This window comes from Vibrio sp. D404a, assembly GCF_030248535.1.
Lineage (GTDB): Bacteria > Pseudomonadota > Gammaproteobacteria > Enterobacterales > Vibrionaceae > Vibrio.
Genome location: NZ_JAHGAJ010000022.1, coordinates 168,782 through 185,901, shown reverse-complemented (window position 1 = coordinate 185,901; position 17,120 = coordinate 168,782). Strand labels below are relative to the sequence as shown.

The 17,120-nt window shown below is 44.3% G+C and carries 16 protein-coding genes; 9 read left to right on the top strand and 7 right to left on the bottom strand.

Annotation, left to right across the window (positions count from 1 at the left end; translation table 11 throughout):
* Positions 1-179 precede the first annotated feature (179 nt).
* A complete protein-coding gene (locus KI655_RS14670) occupies positions 180-389 on the bottom strand; it encodes a hypothetical protein (RefSeq protein WP_285406373.1) in 210 nt (69 codons plus the stop codon).
* A 514-nt stretch (positions 390-903) separates the two neighbouring features.
* Here KI655_RS14670 and KI655_RS14665 point away from each other — a divergent pair.
* From KI655_RS14665 to KI655_RS14635, 7 genes are all read left to right on the top strand, one after another.
* Positions 904-1,710 (top strand): fumarylacetoacetate hydrolase family protein, encoded by an 807-nt coding sequence (locus KI655_RS14665; protein WP_285406372.1) that lies wholly within the window; start codon positions 904-906, stop codon positions 1,708-1,710.
* Positions 1,711-1,832: 122 nt separating this feature from the next.
* Entirely contained in the window at positions 1,833-3,212 is a 1,380-nt protein-coding gene (locus KI655_RS14660; RefSeq protein ID WP_285406370.1) for a sensor histidine kinase, read from the top strand.
* Complete coding sequence (locus KI655_RS14655; RefSeq protein ID WP_285406367.1) at positions 3,209-3,841, top strand: response regulator; 633 nt, start codon at positions 3,209-3,211, stop codon at positions 3,839-3,841. The genes KI655_RS14660 and KI655_RS14655 overlap by 4 nt, the downstream gene beginning before the upstream one ends.
* 395 nt (positions 3,842-4,236) lie before the next feature.
* The gene (locus tag KI655_RS14650; RefSeq protein WP_285406364.1) at positions 4,237-5,172 is read left to right on the top strand and encodes a siderophore ABC transporter substrate-binding protein; all 936 of its coding nucleotides are present in this window, start codon (positions 4,237-4,239) and stop codon (positions 5,170-5,172) included.
* 190 nt (positions 5,173-5,362) lie between these two features.
* A complete protein-coding gene (locus KI655_RS14645; RefSeq protein WP_285406362.1) occupies positions 5,363-6,316 on the top strand; it encodes an ABC transporter permease in 954 nt (317 codons plus the stop codon).
* Positions 6,309-7,259 (top strand): iron chelate uptake ABC transporter family permease subunit, encoded by a 951-nt coding sequence (locus tag KI655_RS14640; RefSeq protein ID WP_285406361.1) that lies wholly within the window; start codon positions 6,309-6,311, stop codon positions 7,257-7,259. Before KI655_RS14645 ends, KI655_RS14640 begins: the two co-directional genes overlap by 8 nt.
* Positions 7,260-7,271: 12 nt before the next feature.
* On the top strand, positions 7,272-8,036 hold the full coding sequence (locus KI655_RS14635; protein WP_285406359.1) for an ATP-binding cassette domain-containing protein: 765 nt from the start codon (positions 7,272-7,274) through the stop codon (positions 8,034-8,036).
* Positions 8,037-8,157: 121 nt separating this feature from the next.
* Here the strand turns inward: KI655_RS14635 and pstB are convergent, their stop codons facing one another.
* From pstB to pstS, 4 genes are all read right to left on the bottom strand, one after another.
* The gene (gene pstB / locus KI655_RS14630) at positions 8,158-8,946 is read right to left on the bottom strand and encodes a phosphate ABC transporter ATP-binding protein PstB (RefSeq protein ID WP_285406388.1); all 789 of its coding nucleotides are present in this window, start codon (positions 8,944-8,946) and stop codon (positions 8,158-8,160) included.
* A 59-nt stretch (positions 8,947-9,005) separates the two neighbouring features.
* Positions 9,006-9,842, bottom strand: a complete 837-nt coding sequence (gene pstA / locus KI655_RS14625; protein WP_285406357.1) for a phosphate ABC transporter permease PstA — start codon at positions 9,840-9,842, stop codon at positions 9,006-9,008.
* Entirely contained in the window at positions 9,839-10,759 is a 921-nt protein-coding gene (pstC, locus tag KI655_RS14620; RefSeq protein ID WP_285406355.1) for a phosphate ABC transporter permease subunit PstC, read from the bottom strand. Before pstC ends, pstA begins: the two co-directional genes overlap by 4 nt.
* Before the next feature lie 156 nt (positions 10,760-10,915).
* Positions 10,916-11,962, bottom strand: coding sequence for a phosphate ABC transporter substrate-binding protein PstS (gene pstS, locus KI655_RS14615; RefSeq protein WP_285406353.1), 1,047 nt, complete (start codon positions 11,960-11,962; stop codon positions 10,916-10,918).
* 489 nt (positions 11,963-12,451) lie between these two features.
* On the opposite strand from pstS, the gene KI655_RS14610 reads away from it, so the two are divergent.
* On the top strand, positions 12,452-13,426 hold the full coding sequence (locus KI655_RS14610) for a bifunctional oligoribonuclease/PAP phosphatase NrnA (protein WP_285406350.1): 975 nt from the start codon (positions 12,452-12,454) through the stop codon (positions 13,424-13,426).
* Positions 13,427-13,509: 83 nt separating this feature from the next.
* Here the strand turns inward: KI655_RS14610 and KI655_RS14605 are convergent, their stop codons facing one another.
* Together KI655_RS14605 and KI655_RS14600 are read right to left on the bottom strand one after the other, a co-directional pair.
* A complete protein-coding gene (locus KI655_RS14605) occupies positions 13,510-14,799 on the bottom strand; it encodes an MATE family efflux transporter (protein ID WP_373417262.1) in 1,290 nt (429 codons plus the stop codon).
* A gap of 162 nt (positions 14,800-14,961) precedes the next feature.
* On the bottom strand, positions 14,962-15,693 hold the full coding sequence (locus KI655_RS14600) for a FadR/GntR family transcriptional regulator (RefSeq protein ID WP_285406346.1): 732 nt from the start codon (positions 15,691-15,693) through the stop codon (positions 14,962-14,964).
* Positions 15,694-16,358: 665 nt separating this feature from the next.
* Between KI655_RS14600 and KI655_RS14595 the strand changes: the two genes are divergently transcribed.
* Positions 16,359-17,078 (top strand): FadR/GntR family transcriptional regulator, encoded by a 720-nt coding sequence (locus KI655_RS14595; RefSeq protein WP_285406344.1) that lies wholly within the window; start codon positions 16,359-16,361, stop codon positions 17,076-17,078.
* Positions 17,079-17,120 lie beyond the last annotated feature (42 nt).

The following is a 17,120-nucleotide window of genomic DNA, read 5'->3' as shown; positions in this document are numbered from 1 at the left end:
ATAAAGAGATAAAGAGATAACTTTAACTAGAAAGGTCAGTGGGATTGAGAGAGTAGAGTCAGCAATAACAACCTAGTTAGCGGAAAGCCGCGATGTGAAATGCAAATGACTAGGTCTGTCTTGGTGTTGCTGCTACGAATGAAACGTGGCGATGTTTCTAGTGGAGGAGCGTTTGTGCTCTAGAGGACTGTGAAATGTCCTAGCTTCTGTCCACTTTCTGAGATTATGGTTCCGATACTCTCTCTTTCGTTAAACTCAAAGTCGATGAGATAACTGTTGTGTTGCAGCCTTGGCAATATGTGGCGATGCAAAATGTCACTGTTTAATTGTCGTATCTCGGTGACCCAAGAGATATTTTCTTTCAATAAGTCTATTTGGATTTTGAGCATTTATGGCCTCTAAATTTGTTGAGCGATTTCTCGCGTGATAGTTGGTACCAATGGATTTGTCGTGTTGTTCTTTTAGACATAATGTGCCTCGTGTTTATTACAATAATATTGAGATTAACCAGATAGCTTTGCGGCGATCAATGGATCCGTAGTGCAAAACCAAATGGGGTGTTGGGACAAAAAATGACGCTATTGAATGACTATCGAAGTAAAGCTGACGCAGAGATGGTGTAACGATGTATCGTGAACTGTCTTTGTGGGAACTTGGACTGGGATGTTGCATTAACAGCTCATGTTTTGAGCCAGGTGGCGTAATATACGCCTCGTTTTTTAATTTTCAAGCATTATTTCGATTATTTTCAAAATAAATGTTCTGTTTTTCCTATGCAACGGTGTTGAGAGCACGTTTCGCATAATTATTATTTGTTCGACACAGCAAACCAGCCAGTAATTTCTATACTGATCATTAAGTTATCGATACGACTAACTCAGTTAAGTGATTAAGGATGATTGAATGAAATGGATTGGCACATTTATAGCTGCTAGCTGCTCATTGAGTGCGTGGGCGAATGTCGAGCACTTTGTACGTTACCAATATCAAGATCAAGTGAGTTACGGTCAGCTCAAGGGCGAGACTATTACGCCCATCAAGGGTGGCCTTTTCGCACAGCATAGTCTATCTGACAAAACAGTCGCGCTTGCGGATGTTGAAATACTGCTTCCGACTCAGCCAGAGAAGGTTTTTGCCGTCGGTATGAACTTTCGTAGTCATGCTGCCTCACACCCTGATCTACCTCCACCGATGTTCTTGAAGCTGCCTTCTTCTCTTGTTCTGTCTGGGCAACCAGTACATGCGCCTTTTGATGCACGTAATGTGCACTTTGAAGGTGAATTGGTGCTGGTGATAGGGAAAACACTGCATAAAGCGGATCAAGAAGAAGCAGAAGCAGGCATCTTTGGTGTTACTGTGGGTAATGATCTCACGGAGCGTTCTTGGCAGGGCAGTGACTTGCAATGGCTAAGAGCCAAAGCCTCTGACGGCTTTGGACCTATCGGTAAGACGATTGCTAGAGGTGTTGATTACAACGATGTCGAGTTAACCACGCGATTAAATGGTTCTATCGTCCAACAAGAAAACACCACCTTTATGATCCACAGCCCGAAGAAAGTCGTCAGTTATTTAAGCCACTACTTCACCTTGAAACCCGGTGATTTGATCTTTATGGGGACGCCTGGAAAAACTAAAGCGCTTAAAGATGGCGACATGATCTCTGTGAGTATTAAAGGAGTAGGGGAAGTCACCAATACGATCTATTTCTAACCGATTGACAATCAAACGGTTAGAGTGGATTTACAATGTAAATTGTTACTAATTGTTCAAATGGTGTACATGTTGTTCTGGGTGTCATAGAACTGTAACACAATTGGTGAATGCTAAGCGCCATGGATATTCTGACCGTTTTTACTCTCTATTTGCTGTATGGCTTAGCGTTTTTCGCTATCGGTTTTTCTATTATTTTTAGGAACTACAAAAACAGCCAAATCAGCATATCAAAACTCCTGCCTATTCTGGCCGCGTTTGGCTTTATCCATGGTATACACGAATGGTCAGAACTCTATTTTATTTTGATAGAGCACAAACAGTATGAGACTCAAAATGTAGAGCTTTTTAAAGTCGTTAAACTGTGGCTCTCTTACCTACTGCTTGGTGCGTTCGGTTGGAAGATGTTTGATCTGATTGATCGACCTTGGGTTAAGTGGGCAAAGCTTGCCATTATCGCTCTACTGTTGATGTTTATTAACAGCCTTATCGATCGCTATGACGAGCAAGCCTTCATTGTCTATATCACGACCAGTTCACAGCACGTAAGGCTATTATTTGGTCTTGGTTCTGGTGTATTAGCAGGGATGATGCTGATCATCTATGCCAAACAATTCTATGATGCAGACCACCAAGCGGCTACGCCTTTTGTGTACACAGGTGCCGCTGTGATCTTCTATGGTATTACATCCGGATGGCTGTCGTCTGAATTTGGTGTTTGGGTGATCTTTGCGCGAACACTCTGCGCCATCGCGATTCTGTTTTTCCTATGGAAGGCACTGCGAATATTCGACAGAGAGCGAGAGCAGCAAATTGAGTCGATGCTGCATGATTCCTATCAAGATGCCAAAATGAAAGAGTTGGGTGAGCTAACATCCGCGGTCGCGCACGAAGTGAAAACACCACTCAGCAGTGCGTTGATGAGCTGTGATCTATTACAGGCCCGTTTGCCAGACAATGAAGACGTTAACCGACAACTGGTTCGTATTCGTGGCGGGATTGAAAAAGCCGCTCACATTAGTCACGAAGTGTTGAACTATGCTCATCATAGAGAAATGAAAAGAGAACCAGTTAATGTTTCGCAGTTATGCCAATCGGCGTTGTCGCTGGTTGAGTATCGCTTGTCGGATTTTATGGTCTCTTGCCAAATACCAGACAGGCTGCATGTCCTTGGCGATAAAGTGTATCTCGAAGAGGTGTTGGTAAATGTGTTGGTGAATGCGATTGATGCTTCTGAAGATTTCAAATCGATTACCATTAGTGCCAAAGAGCTTGGAACCAACATTGTTATTGAGCTTGAAGACTCAGGCAAGGGCATAGCCGAAGAGCTATTAGACAAGGTATATCAGCCTTTCTACACCACAAAACCGGTTGGAAAAGGCACAGGGATGGGGCTGTCTATCTCTAAGCAGATCATCTTACAACACCATGGTCAGCTGATATTAAAGAACACCAATTTTGGCTTGCAGGTGCAAGTGATTTTACCAAAGGCGATGAAATGACATTGAAACTCTTGCTCGCAGAAGATGATCAGCAGTTACGAGAAGTATTAGAGGAAGCGCTGGCTTTGGAAGGTTTCGAAGTCGTCTCCTTTGATAATGCAGAAGACGCCTTAGACTGCGCAACGGAGCAATATTTTGACCTAGCATTGTTTGATGTTGTGATGGGCGGGATGACGGGTATCGAAGCTTTATCTAACCTGCGCAGAACTCACCCAAAGATGGGTGTGGTGATTACAACGGCTTTTGCAACGGTTGATTTAGCCGTCGATGCCATGAAGAAGGGCGCGGATGAGTTTTTGACTAAGCCATTTAATTTGGCCACGCTCTCTGTGACCCTAAAGCGTGTTCATGCGAGTAAGGCTCCACAAACGCCAGTCGAAGAACGCAGTAATGACCAAGTTTTCAGTGCGCTCGCCAATCCGATTCGCCGTGCCGTGCTCAACCACCTTGGTATTCACAAGAAACTCAAATTTATGGACCTTTGTCGTGTTGTTGGCGTAGAAGACCATACTAAGTTTAACTTTCACCTTAGACAATTAGTGAAAAGTGGCTTAGTGAAAAAGGGCGAGGGGAAGATCTATTCACTGACTCAGAGTGGTAAGGAAGTCCAAGCCAACATGCTGCAATAGCACACGTTTCAAACGTACTGCACTTCAACCCCTTCTATCGTTCGAACCTTTCAACCATTTCCTTGCCAAGGAATTGTGTTATCTAACCGACGCAATTCCTTCCTCAATATCGTGCTATATGAGTATTTTTCGATCCTAAGTGGTGACCTAAAACCATGACACAACGGGCATTATTCTCTTTTGTAATACTCATTTTTACATTTCTAAATGACAAAGTTGTTGCACAGCAAACTTCCCGAGAATATTATTGATAATAATTCTCAGTTGCGTTACAAATTTGTTGTCAGATTAATGACATACTTTAAATAATCGTTATCTCGCAGTTGTTCGGTTGGCCTCACGTCAATCGCTTTCGTGTGTTTCATGGAAACCGAAATAACAGCAAAGGAATAGAAATGAACAAAATACTTAATTCAGCTCGTAAGCTAATGAGTGGCTTGGTACTGGTTTTAGCTTCGTCTGTACTTATGACAGCACACGCAAAAACAGTGACAGTAGAACACATTAAAGGCACAACCGAGGTATCGGGCGTACCACAGCGTGTTGTCGTTCTTGGTCACGGTAGCTTAGACGTATTGGATCAAATCGGTGTCGCTCCAGTTGGCGCGTCACACATGCTAATGCCTGATTACCTGCAGTCTTACCAAAAGACAACTCAAAACACGGGTTCTCTAAGCGAGCCAGACTTCGAAGCTATCTACATGCTTAAACCGGATCTGATCATCGCAGAAAACCGTATGCTAAAGGTTTACGACCAACTGGCAAAAATTGCTCCAACGATCATGTTCTACGTAGAAGGTGACAAGTACTGGGCAGATACGCAAAGAAACTGGCGCACACTAGGCGACATTTTTGAAAAGCAGTCTGAAGTTGAAGCTCTGATTGAAAAAACACAGCAACAAATCACTGCTGTGAACCAAAAAGTCACTCAAGATGAAACAACGGCAATGATGCTAATGAACAACGGCAGCAACATCGCGATGTTTAACAAAGGCAGCCGCTTCTCAATCATCTTTGATGACTTTGGATTTGTTGAGTCTAAGAGTGCAAAAGTAGCACCGATAAAAGGCAGCCACGGTAACCTTATCTCTTTTGAGTACATTGCAGATGCAAAACCGGAAGTGATTTATGTGCTAGACCGCGAACAAGCGATTGGTCGTTCAGAAGGCCGTGCAAAGCAGTTGTTTGACAATGCGCTAGTGGCTCAAACGCCAGCGGCAAAGCTAGATAACATCGTATTCATCGATTCAAGTGCATGGTACTTGGCAGGTGGTGGTGTAACAGCGACTCAACGTATGCTGAATGACATCGACCGCACAGTTAAGCAGTAAGTCATTATCAAAATACTGGGCTTATAAGTTCTTGCTTATAAGCCCTTTTTGACTGTTTATTACCTTTTAACTTTCTAGAACCTATGTCATTTTTTAGAACCTATGTCATTTTCTAGAGCTTTGGTAATTATTTAGATCCTTTGTAAGTTTCTATCACGGGACACTCCCAACTTTTCCTTAGTAATTATTTATGTTTAAACCCATTGCAGCCGCTGTTTTCCTCGTTGTTTTATGCGTTGCTTCCTTGATGATCGGTGTCGCTGAAATCAGCTTCAGTGATTTCTTCAACGGCAACGATCACGCCAACTCCATTTATGTTGTCAGCCGAATCCCTCGACTCCTTGCTATTGTGTTAGCCGGTGCCGGATTGAGTGTATCAGGGCTTATCATGCAGCAGATCGTGCAGAACAAGTTTGCTGCGCCATCCACTATGGGCACCATTGATTGTGCGATGCTTGGCTATATTGTTGGCTTGGTTGTATTGGGCAGCGCAGCGCAGTGGCACTACTTAGGGTTCATCTTCTCATTTGCTGTTTTGGGTACCATGATATTGGTGCGCTTCCTACAGCATTTGAAATTCAAAAATGCCGTACTAGTACCGCTGATCGGTATCATGTATGGCAACGTTATTTCGTCTCTGACCACCTTTATTGCTTACAAATATGACCTTGTGCAGACCATGTCCGCTTGGACAATGGCGAATTTCGCGAGTGTGCTGCAGGGTAGCTATGAAATCCTATACCTTGCTGTGCCGGCTTGTATCTTGGCATACATTTTCGCAAGCCAATTTAGCGCAGCCAGTATCGGTGAAAGCTTTGCTCGTAACATTGGTCTGAACTACCAAAAAATTGTGTTTATCGGCGTTGCGCTGGTGGCGGTGTGTGCGTCATCTGTGGTGATGATCGTGGGAGTTATCCCATTCCTTGGCTTGATTGTGCCAAATATTGTTTCGCTGATGATGGGCGACAATATGAAAAAGATCCTACCTTGGACCGCTTATTGGGGCGTGATCTTAGTATTAGCGTGTGACTTGCTCGCAAGGGTGATTATTTTCCCTTATGAAATTCCGATTTCTATGGTTATCAGTATTTTTGGTGGCTTGATCTTTATTTACCTAATCCTGAGAGACAAGTCTAATGCGTGATTCTTTAAAAATGGCTCTTTTGGCCGTTGTCTGTTTTGTCATGATCGGCGTGTTTATCGGGCAGGGGCTGACGTGGGATAACTACGAGTTCTTCTTATCGCTGCGTGCACCTAAGATCCTGTCGATTGTATTGGCGGCGATTGCGATTTCTACGTCGTCGTTGGTGTTCCAAACCATCACCAATAACCGAATCTTGACTCCGTCGATCCTTGGTTTCGATAGCCTATATCTGTTGGTTCAAGTCTCGCTCCTGTTCGTGTTTGGTGGTTTGAGCTTCTGGGTGATCGATGCGGTAGCAAACTTTGCCCTGTCAGTGGGCATCATGGTGTTGTTCTCGTTCGGACTGTTCCATTTTTACTTCAAGAGTAAACGAAATAACGTCTTCACTTTGCTGTTGATTGGTATTGTGTGTGGCAGTGTCTTTGGCAGCCTATCCAACTTCTTAGGCATGCTGATTGATCCGAATGAATTTGCGGTGCTGCAGAATGTAATGTTTGCGAGCTTTAACAATGTCAAAGGTCAATTGGTTTACTTGAGTATGATTCCACTGGGTCTGACGTTACTGGCTCTTTGGGTCATGGCACCCAAACTCGATGTGCTATGGCTTGGCGTTGATAACGCTACCAGCTTGGGCGTAAACACCAAGCGTTTGACGCAATTCACGCTGGTGATCGTTTCGATCATGGTCGCTGTGTCAACTGCTCTTGTTGGCCCAGTTCTGTTCTTTGGATTGATCACGGTGAGTTTGGCTCGTCAAATCTTCCAGTCTTATCAACACCGCGTACTTATCGTAGCGAGCAGTTTACTTGCGGTGGCGCTGTTGGTCTCTGGCCAATGGTTCGTGGAAAAGGTAATGAATTTTGAAACCACGGTCAGCGTTATCATCAACCTCGTCGGCGGTTTGTATTTTATGTTCTTGTTGTTACGCACCAGAATTCAATAAAGGTAGTGAGAAGTGATTAAATTAACAGGTTTAAGTAAGAAGTATGGCAAGACAACCGTTGTTGATGACGCCAGTGCACTGTTTCCGAAAGGTGAAGTAACTTCCATTATTGGTCCAAATGGTGCTGGTAAAAGTACGTTACTCTCAATGGCAAGTCGCCTTACTGACAGCGACGCGGGCGAAGTTCTTATTGGCGATAAGTTACTGGCTGAGTGGGACACAAAAGAGCTGGCGAAACACCTTGCGGTATTAAGACAGTCGAACAACATCAACATGCGCTTTACCGTGCGTGAATTGGTCTGCTTTGGCCGTTTCCCGCACTCACAAGGTCGAATGCAGGATAATGACCACAAGGTGGTTGATACAGCTTTAGAGCACTTAGGTATTACGGATATTCAGGACAAGTATCTTGACCAACTCAGTGGCGGTCAGCGTCAGATGGCGTTTATCGCGATGGTTGTTGCACAAGATACTGACTATGTTTTTCTCGATGAGCCGCTGAATAACCTCGATATTAAGCACTCAGTCGAAATCATGCAGACACTGCGCCGTTTAGCTCACGAGTTTAATAAAGCCGTTGTGATTGTGATTCATGACATCAACTTTGCATCCAGCTATTCAGACAACATTGTGGCGATGAAGCGCGGGCAGGTGATCAAAGCAGGAAAAGTGGAAGAGGTTGTCGATAAAGAAGTGATGGAGTCTATCTACGAGATTCCGTTTGAGATTCGCGAGTTCGACGGCGTGAAGATCTGTATGTACTACTCAGGTCGTTAATCGGTTCTTTATCAAAACTTAAAATTTACTAAAGATTAAAATACAAGAAGAGCGCCTAATTGGCGCTCTTCTTATTGGTAAGTGTTAGTGAGTGACTCGTACTTATGTGAGTGAGAAAGGCTTAACCGAAGTCGCCTGAGATGTAACGTTGCGTGCGGTCGTTCTTTGGCGCTTTGAAGATCTGTTCAGTCTCACCAAACTCAATCAACTCACCAAGGTACATAAAGCCTGTGTAGTCTGAGATACGCATTGCTTGTTGCATGTTATGAGTCACGATAACGATGGTGTACTTTTCTCTTAGCTCGGTAATCAGCTCTTCGATAGCTGCCGTTGCGATAGGGTCAAGCGCTGACGTCGGTTCATCCATCAGAATCACTTCTGGTTGTAGTGCGATAGTACGCGCGATACATAGACGCTGTTGTTGACCACCTGACAAGCCCATCGCGTCAGCATGTAGCTTATCCTTCACCTCTTCCCAAAGATGTGCGCGTTTCAGTGCCTTTTCGATTTGAGTGTCGATCTCTTGCTTGCTGAAACCGCCTTTTAGCTTAAGGCCAAACGCCATGTTCTCGTAAATAGACATTGGGAACGGCGTTGGTTTTTGGAAAACCATCCCCACCTTTGAGCGCAGTTCGTTTAGGTCAATCGAGCCAAGGATACTCTCATCATCAAGCAGGATATCACCCTCTGCATATTGAGTGCGGTAAAGGTCGTAGATGCGGTTCATTGTGCGCAGCAGAGTCGATTTACCACAACCTGATGGGCCAATTAGCGCTGTTACCTTGTTGTTGTAGATTGGCATCGTAATGCCCTTAAGCGCCGCAGGTAAGCTCTTGTTGTAGAAAAAGCTTAAGTCTTCTATTTGCATGCGGCATGACATTGCTTGGTCATTGGCAGCAGGGATAGACATAGGATCAACGTTTGGAGTGACAACGTTCTCGTTTACTACTGTGTTAGTCATGGCAGTCATTATGCTTTTCTCGCTTTCAATAATTTAGGCAAGCTTGTCGCTAGTACGTTTACAAATAAAATAAAGGATGTGATCAGCAGGGCACCAGCCCATGCCAGTTCTTGCCATGATGCGTAAGGGCTCATCGCAAATTGATAAATGGTTACAGGTAAGTTCGCCATTGGCGCGCCCATGTCTGTGGTCATGAAGCTGCTGTTTAGTGCTGTAAAGAGCAGTGGTGCAGTCTCACCTGAGATACGAGCAATCGAGAGCAAGATCGCGGTGATGATCCCTGGACCTGCTGCGCGGTAGCTCAGTTTGGTGATAACGCGCCATTTAGGAGCTCCAAGACCACTGCCAGCTTCTTTAAGTGTTGGTGGAACTAGGCGAAGCATCTCTTCAGTTGAGGAGATGATTACAGGCAACGCAAGGATGGCTAGCGCAATTGAGCCTGCCCACGCTGAGTATGAACCCATAGGCACCACAATCACGGCGTAGATGAACAGACCGACTAGGATTGAAGGTGCACTAACTAGCATTCCATTAAGGAAGCGCAGGGTTTCAGCGGTCTTATTCTCTTTTGGTGCTTCCGACAACCAAGTACCCGCCAGAACGCCAAGTGGTGCAGCGATAAGAATACCCATCCCCGTTAGGACAAGGCTTCCGTAGATAGCGTTCTTTAAGCCACCTTCACTGCCCGGCGCAGGAGTGAGCTCTGTGAATAAGCTCCACTTCATGCCCTTGATACCTTCACCAACCAGTGTGTAAAGGATACTAGAAAGCACGATGATACCCGTTGCAGTCGCGCCGATACACAATGCGTAGAAGAGTGCATTCTTTATTTTTCTTAGGTTCATGATTTACCTCGGTTTACTAGGTATCGAGCTGCACCCATTACGATGAATGTGATAGCAAATAACACTAGGCCTAGTGCGATCAGCGAAGAGATGTGAACTTCATTGGTCGCTTCATTAAACTGCTGTGCAATCGTCGAAGAGATCGAGCTTGCTGGCATAAACAGTGATGTTTCGATGCGGTTTGCACCACCGATGACAAAAGCCACCGCCATCGTTTCACCAAGCGCACGCCCAAGGCCGAGAATGCCGGCACTTGCCACAGCACTTTTTACTTTAGGAAGTAGTACCTTAGTAATCACTTCAAAAGGGGTTGCACCTACGCCATACGCAGCTTCGCGTAGTACGTCTGGAATTGAACGTAAGGCATCGCGAGTTAAAGCCGTCATGATAGGTAGAATCATGAAAGAGAGAATGATTCCTGCGCTCAGAAGGCCGATCCCGATAGGCGGGCCACTAAACCAAGTGCCGATAATTGGCAGTCCGGATAAGTTAGTCAGTGCCCACATTTGGAACCCTTCAGAGAACCAAGGTGCAAAGACGAACAGGCCCCACATACCGTAGATGATGCTTGGAATAGCAGCAAGAAGCTCAATAGCTTTACTTACGGGCGTGCTAATCCATTTAGGAGCAAGCTCTGCTAGGAAAATAGCAGTGCCGAGTGCGACAGGAACCGCGATACAGATAGCAATAAAAGAGGTGACTAGCGTACCGTAGATAGCGGAAGCTGCACCAAAGTTGCTATTGATCGGATCCCAAACATTGTTAAATACGAAGCCTGGACCAAATTCAGAAAAAGCCTTCCAACCACCATCAATTAAAGAAAGGATGATACCGGTTAGGGCAAAAAATATAAGAATAGAAGAGGTGAAGCTCAGTTTTTCAAATATTGAATCACCGTCTATTCTTTTAAAGTTCATTGTATTATTCATAAGCATGATAAGTACCGCCGACTTGTTATTCCTCGCTGTAAATTAAATGCCTATAGGGGGCCTAACTACGGTCGATGAAATAATAAGTGGCGGTATGAGTTCTCAATTAAAAGTTACTATCTGTTAAATTAAATAATCTATCGATTAATTAAGAATGGCTTTGCCGTTTGTAGTGAGTTCTTCAGACCAAGTTGCATTAACCATTTGGCTAACTGCTTTTGGCATTGGAATGTAATCTAACTCTTCCGCAGCATCAGCACCGTTCTCGTAGCTCCAGTTAAAGAACTTGAGGATCTCTTTGGCTTTTTCTGAGTCTTTCTGATCTTTATGCATCAAGATGAAAGTTGCTGCAGTCATAGGCCAAGAGTCGGCACCAGGCTGGTTATTCAGTAGCAGGTGGTAGCCAGGCGCATTCGCCCAGTCGCCGTTTGCTGCTGCAGATTGGAAAGTCTCCATAGTAGGTTGCAAGAACTTACCTTCAGCGCTGTCCATCTGTGTGTGAGTTAGGTCGTTTTGCTTCGCAAACGCATATTCAACGTAGCCGATCGCACCACGAGTACGGCTTACGAAGTTTGCTACGCCAGCATTGCCGTTACCGCCAATAGTGGTTGCTTCACGTGGCCAAGTAATGTCTTTACCGACACCGACTTGGCTATTCCAATCTTCATTAACCTGCGCAAGGTATTCTGTGAAGTTGAATGTTGTGCCTGAGCCATCTGAGCGGTGGACAACATAAATTGGTTGAGAAGGAATCGATAGGTCACCGTTTAGTGCGACGATTGCTTCATTGTTCCAATTTTTAATTTTGCCAAGGTAGATATCCGCTAGGATTTCACCTGTTAGTTTCATTTCACCTGCTTCGATGCCAGGAATGTTTACAACCGGTACGATTGCACCCATTACCATTGGAAATTGAATCATCTCTTCTTTGTTGAGCTCTTCAATTGTTAACGGTGCATCTGTTGCGCCGAAATCAACGGTTTTAGCTGTGATTTGACGAATGCCACCACCTGAACCAATCGCTTGGTAGTTGATTTGCACACCAGTAGCTTGCTGGTACTGCTCAGCCCACTTCGCGTAGATTGGATGAGGAAAAGTTGCACCTGCACCATTAATCGTCGTATTCGCAGAAACATTAAATGTTGCCGCAACAAGTAGAGACGACAATAGTGTAGTTTTAATCAATTTCACGGTATATCTCCAGTTAATCCATTATTCTTCAGAATAATATCGGTGTTTGAATAAGTGTGACGTTCTAGTGTTCAAGTAAAACATTGTGATTATTCAAGCTCAGTAAAATATGACTAGACTTATTAAGTTGTCGAAGGGGAGGTTATAAATCGAATATTTCACTTTTATTAAAGTCGATTTTGATTGGGTATTTATTGAAAAGGTTTATCTACAACAAAAAAATCTGATAAGAAAACTTCACAGAATATGGGTGTGTAAACGAGATTGGAGAGGAAATTGAAGAAAGAGTATGACGGTGAAATTGGGTGGTTGAGTCTTTAAGCCAGTCAAGAAAGACTCATCTGTGATGTTAGTGAGAGCAAAGTCATATTAGCGAGATATTCATATAGATGCATTTATCTGTCGCGATATACTGTCCCTTTTTGTAATGGTTAGGTTGCTGCTGTAGGACTCAATGTGGCTTCCAACATACTTGGCAGGGACAATGGAATGCCTCTATCAAAATTTGATCAGTTTTTAGTCGACTTAAAAGGCAGTGAGCGAGTGATAGTTCAGGCTCATGACTTTCCTGATCATGATGCTATCGCTTCGGCATTTGCATTGGCTTATCTACTTAAAAAGAAGGGTTTTGCCCCTTTTCTTTCATATCAGGGTTTTATCGACCGAGTATCACTCAATAATCTAATCGGTTGGCTAGACATTCCAATCGTTAAATCACACCAGTTAGACCTAAAACCGAGCGACAAAATCATTGTGGTCGATGGTTGTATTGGCGAAGCGAATGTAACGGACTTACCGGGATTAGAAGTCGCTGTGATTGACCATCATCAGGTCAAGGTACCGAGCTATGTTTGGTATGCAGATGTAAGGCCCGACTATGGTTCGACCGCGACAATCATGGTTGAGTACTTTAACTACTACAAGATACCGATTCCAAAGCGAATCGCGACGGCTCTGCTGGTGGGCTTAACGTTTGATACGGCAAGCTTTACTCGGTCGGTAAGCGAGGCGGATATTAAGGCACTGTTTCAATTGCAGCGCCTTGCTGACATGGTGACCGTTAATGGCATCTGTCGAAATCAGATCGAATATCAAGAGCTTCAATATTTTGATTCTATGTTGACCTCAATGAAACGTGACAAGAATAGTGCGTTTGCTATTTTGCCTGAAGGGTGCCCAAAGAACATGCTAGGGGTTCTTGGAGACTTTCTATTGACGGTTGATGAGATTGACATCGTGGTGTTGAGCGCGAGATCGTATCAGAGGACGTTTGTTTCTCTCCGTTCAGAGTGTGAAGATAATGACGTCGCTGAAGTTGTGCGAGGGGCACTCAATGATCGAGGCCTTGGTTATGGTGGCGGGCACGCTCATATGGCAGGTGGTGTGATTAATCAACGCTTCAAAATGGCCGATGAACTTGCCTATCTTTATGAGTTAATTCGACCTCGATTAACACTCAGTTAGTGTCATCAATACAAGATAAAAATGCCCTATATTCATAGCGAAATAGGGCATTGTTATTTTAAAAGTTAGAGGTGTACTGTGCGTTAGTCGTACATCAGTTTTTTGGCTTTCTCTTCATCAAACTCTTTAAGGTGTTTTCTTGCAAGGTGTCTAAACGGCAGCGCCTTGACCATCTCTTCGAAAGGTTGAACCGCAAATGCCCAGAAAATAGAGCCATCGAAGCCGAAAATGATCAAAGCACATAGTGGAATCGAGACGATCCATTGACCGGTGAAGTTAATCTTAAATACTGCCGTGGTTTGACCTAATGCTCTCAATACGTGGCCGTGAACCGTGTTGTAGCCACGGACAAGCGGAAGAAAGATATAGAGCGGCGCAATCACCGTTAGAGCGTCATAGGTGGCGCTATCCAGATCGGGGTAGATATCACCCATGAAGAAACTCAGTGCGATAAAGAAGAACATCGACAGAATCGAGATGATCACCGCGATATCGATACTGGCATCAACATTCTTTCTTAGATCGGTCATCTGCTTTGAGCCAATCGCTTGGCTGATTGTGATAGCAGACGAGTGAGCCCAAGCGGTAATAAACTGGGTCCCAGCGCGAATCCAAGGCATGACCAAGGTAATCGCTACATAAGCGTTGATATTAAGCTGCGTGTAAAGCAGTTGGTAAATGGTCGCGCCAATCGACAGCATGGTCACATTCGCAGCGACGGGGAATATCTCTTTAAAGTGATTAACGACATTGCGTGAAAAGTCAGAGCCGAAAGCGTTCAGCGACACTTCAATGCAGTTCTCAAATCGAATACACAAATAGAGATAGACCGCACGAATCATTATCGCAACTAAACTGCCTATCGCTGCTCCTTGTACCCCTAATCCTTCAAAGCTCGACCAACCATGGATGAACACGTAGCTCACCAAAACGTTCACAGGCAGTTCGATTAAATAGCCTCTAAACGGCACCTTGGTTTTACCTAAGCCGTTAAACAGCGCGATGATCACTTGGGTTATTGCTGTGAACAAGACAATGTATTTGGAGAAGCTGAGGTAGACGGCAATCTCATCATGCAGCGAAACATCATCGGTAAGCGTGCTGATCAGTGAGTTATCAAAGAAGGTTAGGGCAAGGAAGAATAGAAAAGCCGTACCAAAATTAATCAGCATCCCGGCTAAAAATGCTCGGGAGAGTGAGGCTTGAACGCCTGAACCTACTGCGCGACTCAGTACAAGTTGAGTACCGTTGGCGAGCGCCATTTGAATGCCGAGAATAAAGGCGATAACCGTGGTCGCGATACCCATGGCCGCTAAGGAGACTTCGCCAAGTGGTGAAACCAACAAGGTATCGATCATCAGCATGGACTGCATCAACAGGGCGTTGAGTGCTAACGGCCAGGCAAGGGAAAGGTTCTTTTTGACGTAAGATTGAGATGCCACAATGACCTCTTAAAGAGCAAACTCATGATATAAGTGGTTTATATCATGAGTATTTTAATCGAATGTTGTAGTTGAAGAGACGTGACTTATCGATTAAGCCATTGCCGCGACCTTTAAAGGTACCTTAGATAGCTTTTGATTGTCGTCGTTCAACAGGCTTTGAGAAGCCATCCGTGCTCCTTCGCTATTCCCTGACATAATGGCGTCGTAAATGGCTTTGTGTTCTGCAAGACAGAAACGCCCACCTTCTGCCGAGTGATCAATAAACTGTCGGAAAATCGCCGACAAAATGTTGCCAAACGGAATGTAGAACTGGTTACCCGTCGAAAGGAAAATCGTGCGGTGGAACAGATGGTCATTGACCGTCCAGCTTCCATAATCAAAGCTCTCTGCGGCGAGTGTCATCTTTTGAAATAGAACGGAGAGCTCTTTACGTTGCTCGACAGTTGCATTGCGAGCTGCGAGCGCGCACGCTTCCGGTTCAATCGCTTTGCGAAGTCCTAAGAATTGGGCCAAAAACGGCTTAGTGTCTTCAAGATCTTGAATCCAATCGAGGAGTTGAGGATCTAAAAAGTGCCAGTTAGAACGCGGCATAATGCGAGTCCCCACTTTAGGCTTGGATTCAATAAGTCCTTTTGCAGAGAGCAGTTTGGTTGATTCTCTTAACGCAGTTCGACTGACGCCAAAGATCTCACAAAGCTCCATCTCACTGGGTAGCTTTTCTTCTTCTTTTAATTCGCCAGATAAGATCTTACGGGCAACTTGTCTTGCCACTTGAACATGAATGCGGCGGCTAGAATCTTCCACCAGCGTGAATACGGACATGTAAACCACCTATATATAAAGGGTCAAAGCCAGAATGAACTGGCTTTGGGTTGGCAGTGTTACGTTGTCAGTGCTAGGCAGGGTAATCAGGATAAGACGTGATAAAGAGAGTTAGCTCAACCAAATTCACCATTTCAATATGCTGCTGACCACCTGTCGAACTCGATGTGAGTGTTTAGACGTACCACTGCAAATTAGTGAGATGCGATAGTGTCATCTCATTGATGGTCCATAAAATGAACCGACGTTGTTGTATAAACTATTGGCCGACTTTCAATAAAGGCATTGAGAAACCGTAGCCACGATCATAAAGGTGACTATTAGATGAAATTGACGATATAAGAAATCTGCCGTTAATTAATAATACAATAGCATGTAATTGAATCAAGCAGTACAGCATCAAAATCCACTATATGCGGCTATAATTAGAGAGAAAGATACATATATGTGACATTAGTCGTACAAAACAAACACCCAAATACAAGTGAGAATTATTATTAAGCCATTAGTTGATGGGCAATTTTGAGCGTATTATTTGTGTAATCTAATTTATACAATTAGTTTTGTTTAAATCTGGGACGGAGCGCAGTAACGATATTTGGTAGTTGAATATATAAGTGATATAGTGGGGATTAAATAATACATTAATAACAACAAGTGAACATATGGTCGGAACATTCAATTCAATCGCAGGTTCAAAACGTAGCCTACACGTGCAAGTTGCTCGTGAAATTGCTCGTAGTATCCTGTCAGGTGAGCTAGCTCAAGGTTCTATTATCCCTGGTGAGATGGCGCTTTGTGAGCAATTTGGTATCAGTCGTACAGCACTGCGTGAAGCGGTGAAATTGCTGACGTCAAAAGGTCTTTTAGAGTCTCGTCCAAAAGTAGGTACTCGTGTTGTTAATCGCGCGTATTGGAACTTCCTAGATCCTCAGCTTATCGGTTGGATGGACGGCCTAGCGGATACCGACGAATTCTGCTTCCAGTTTCTAGGCTTACGTCGTGCGATTGAGCCTGAAGCGTGCGCACTAGCAGCGAAAAACGCGTCAGCTGAACAGCGTATTGAGCTTTCAGAAACATTCCAAGAGATGGTTGAAGTCTCTGAAGCTGAAGTGTTCGACCAAGAGCGTTGGACAGATGTAGACATGCGATTCCATAGCCTTATCTTTAACGCGACGGGTAACGATTTCTATCTTCCATTTGGCAATATTTTAACAACGATGTTCGTTAACTTTATTGTTCACTCTTCGGAAGAGGGCAGTACTTGTATCAATGAACACCGCCAGATCTACGATGCGATCATGGCTGGTAACAGCGAAAAAGCGCGTTCTGCTTCTGCAAACCACCTGCAAGAATCAAATCACAGATTACCAGCAGCTAGCTAATTTAAGCTTTCTGTCTGAATCAAATAGCAATAATAAAGCCAG

Coding starts and splice junctions, on each gene's coding strand:
- KI655_RS14670 (WP_285406373.1), bottom strand. CDS start 389: ATGCTCAAAATCCAAATAGACTTATTGAAAGAAAATATCTCTTGGGTC.
- KI655_RS14665 (WP_285406372.1), top strand. CDS start 904: ATGAAATGGATTGGCACATTTATAGCTGCTAGCTGCTCATTGAGTGCG.
- KI655_RS14660 (WP_285406370.1), top strand. CDS start 1,833: ATGGATATTCTGACCGTTTTTACTCTCTATTTGCTGTATGGCTTAGCG.
- KI655_RS14655 (WP_285406367.1), top strand. CDS start 3,209: ATGACATTGAAACTCTTGCTCGCAGAAGATGATCAGCAGTTACGAGAA.
- KI655_RS14650 (WP_285406364.1), top strand. CDS start 4,237: ATGAACAAAATACTTAATTCAGCTCGTAAGCTAATGAGTGGCTTGGTA.
- KI655_RS14645 (WP_285406362.1), top strand. CDS start 5,363: ATGTTTAAACCCATTGCAGCCGCTGTTTTCCTCGTTGTTTTATGCGTT.
- KI655_RS14640 (WP_285406361.1), top strand. CDS start 6,309: ATGCGTGATTCTTTAAAAATGGCTCTTTTGGCCGTTGTCTGTTTTGTC.
- pstB (WP_285406388.1), bottom strand. CDS start 8,946: ATGTCTATCCCTGCTGCCAATGACCAAGCAATGTCATGCCGCATGCAA.
- pstA (WP_285406357.1), bottom strand. CDS start 9,842: ATGAACCTAAGAAAAATAAAGAATGCACTCTTCTACGCATTGTGTATC.
- pstC (WP_285406355.1), bottom strand. CDS start 10,759: ATGAACTTTAAAAGAATAGACGGTGATTCAATATTTGAAAAACTGAGC.
- KI655_RS14610 (WP_285406350.1), top strand. CDS start 12,452: ATGCCTCTATCAAAATTTGATCAGTTTTTAGTCGACTTAAAAGGCAGT.
- KI655_RS14605 (WP_373417262.1), bottom strand. CDS start 14,799: ATGCAGTCCATGCTGATGATCGATACCTTGTTGGTTTCACCACTTGGC.
- KI655_RS14600 (WP_285406346.1), bottom strand. CDS start 15,693: ATGTCCGTATTCACGCTGGTGGAAGATTCTAGCCGCCGCATTCATGTT.
- KI655_RS14595 (WP_285406344.1), top strand. CDS start 16,359: ATGGTCGGAACATTCAATTCAATCGCAGGTTCAAAACGTAGCCTACAC.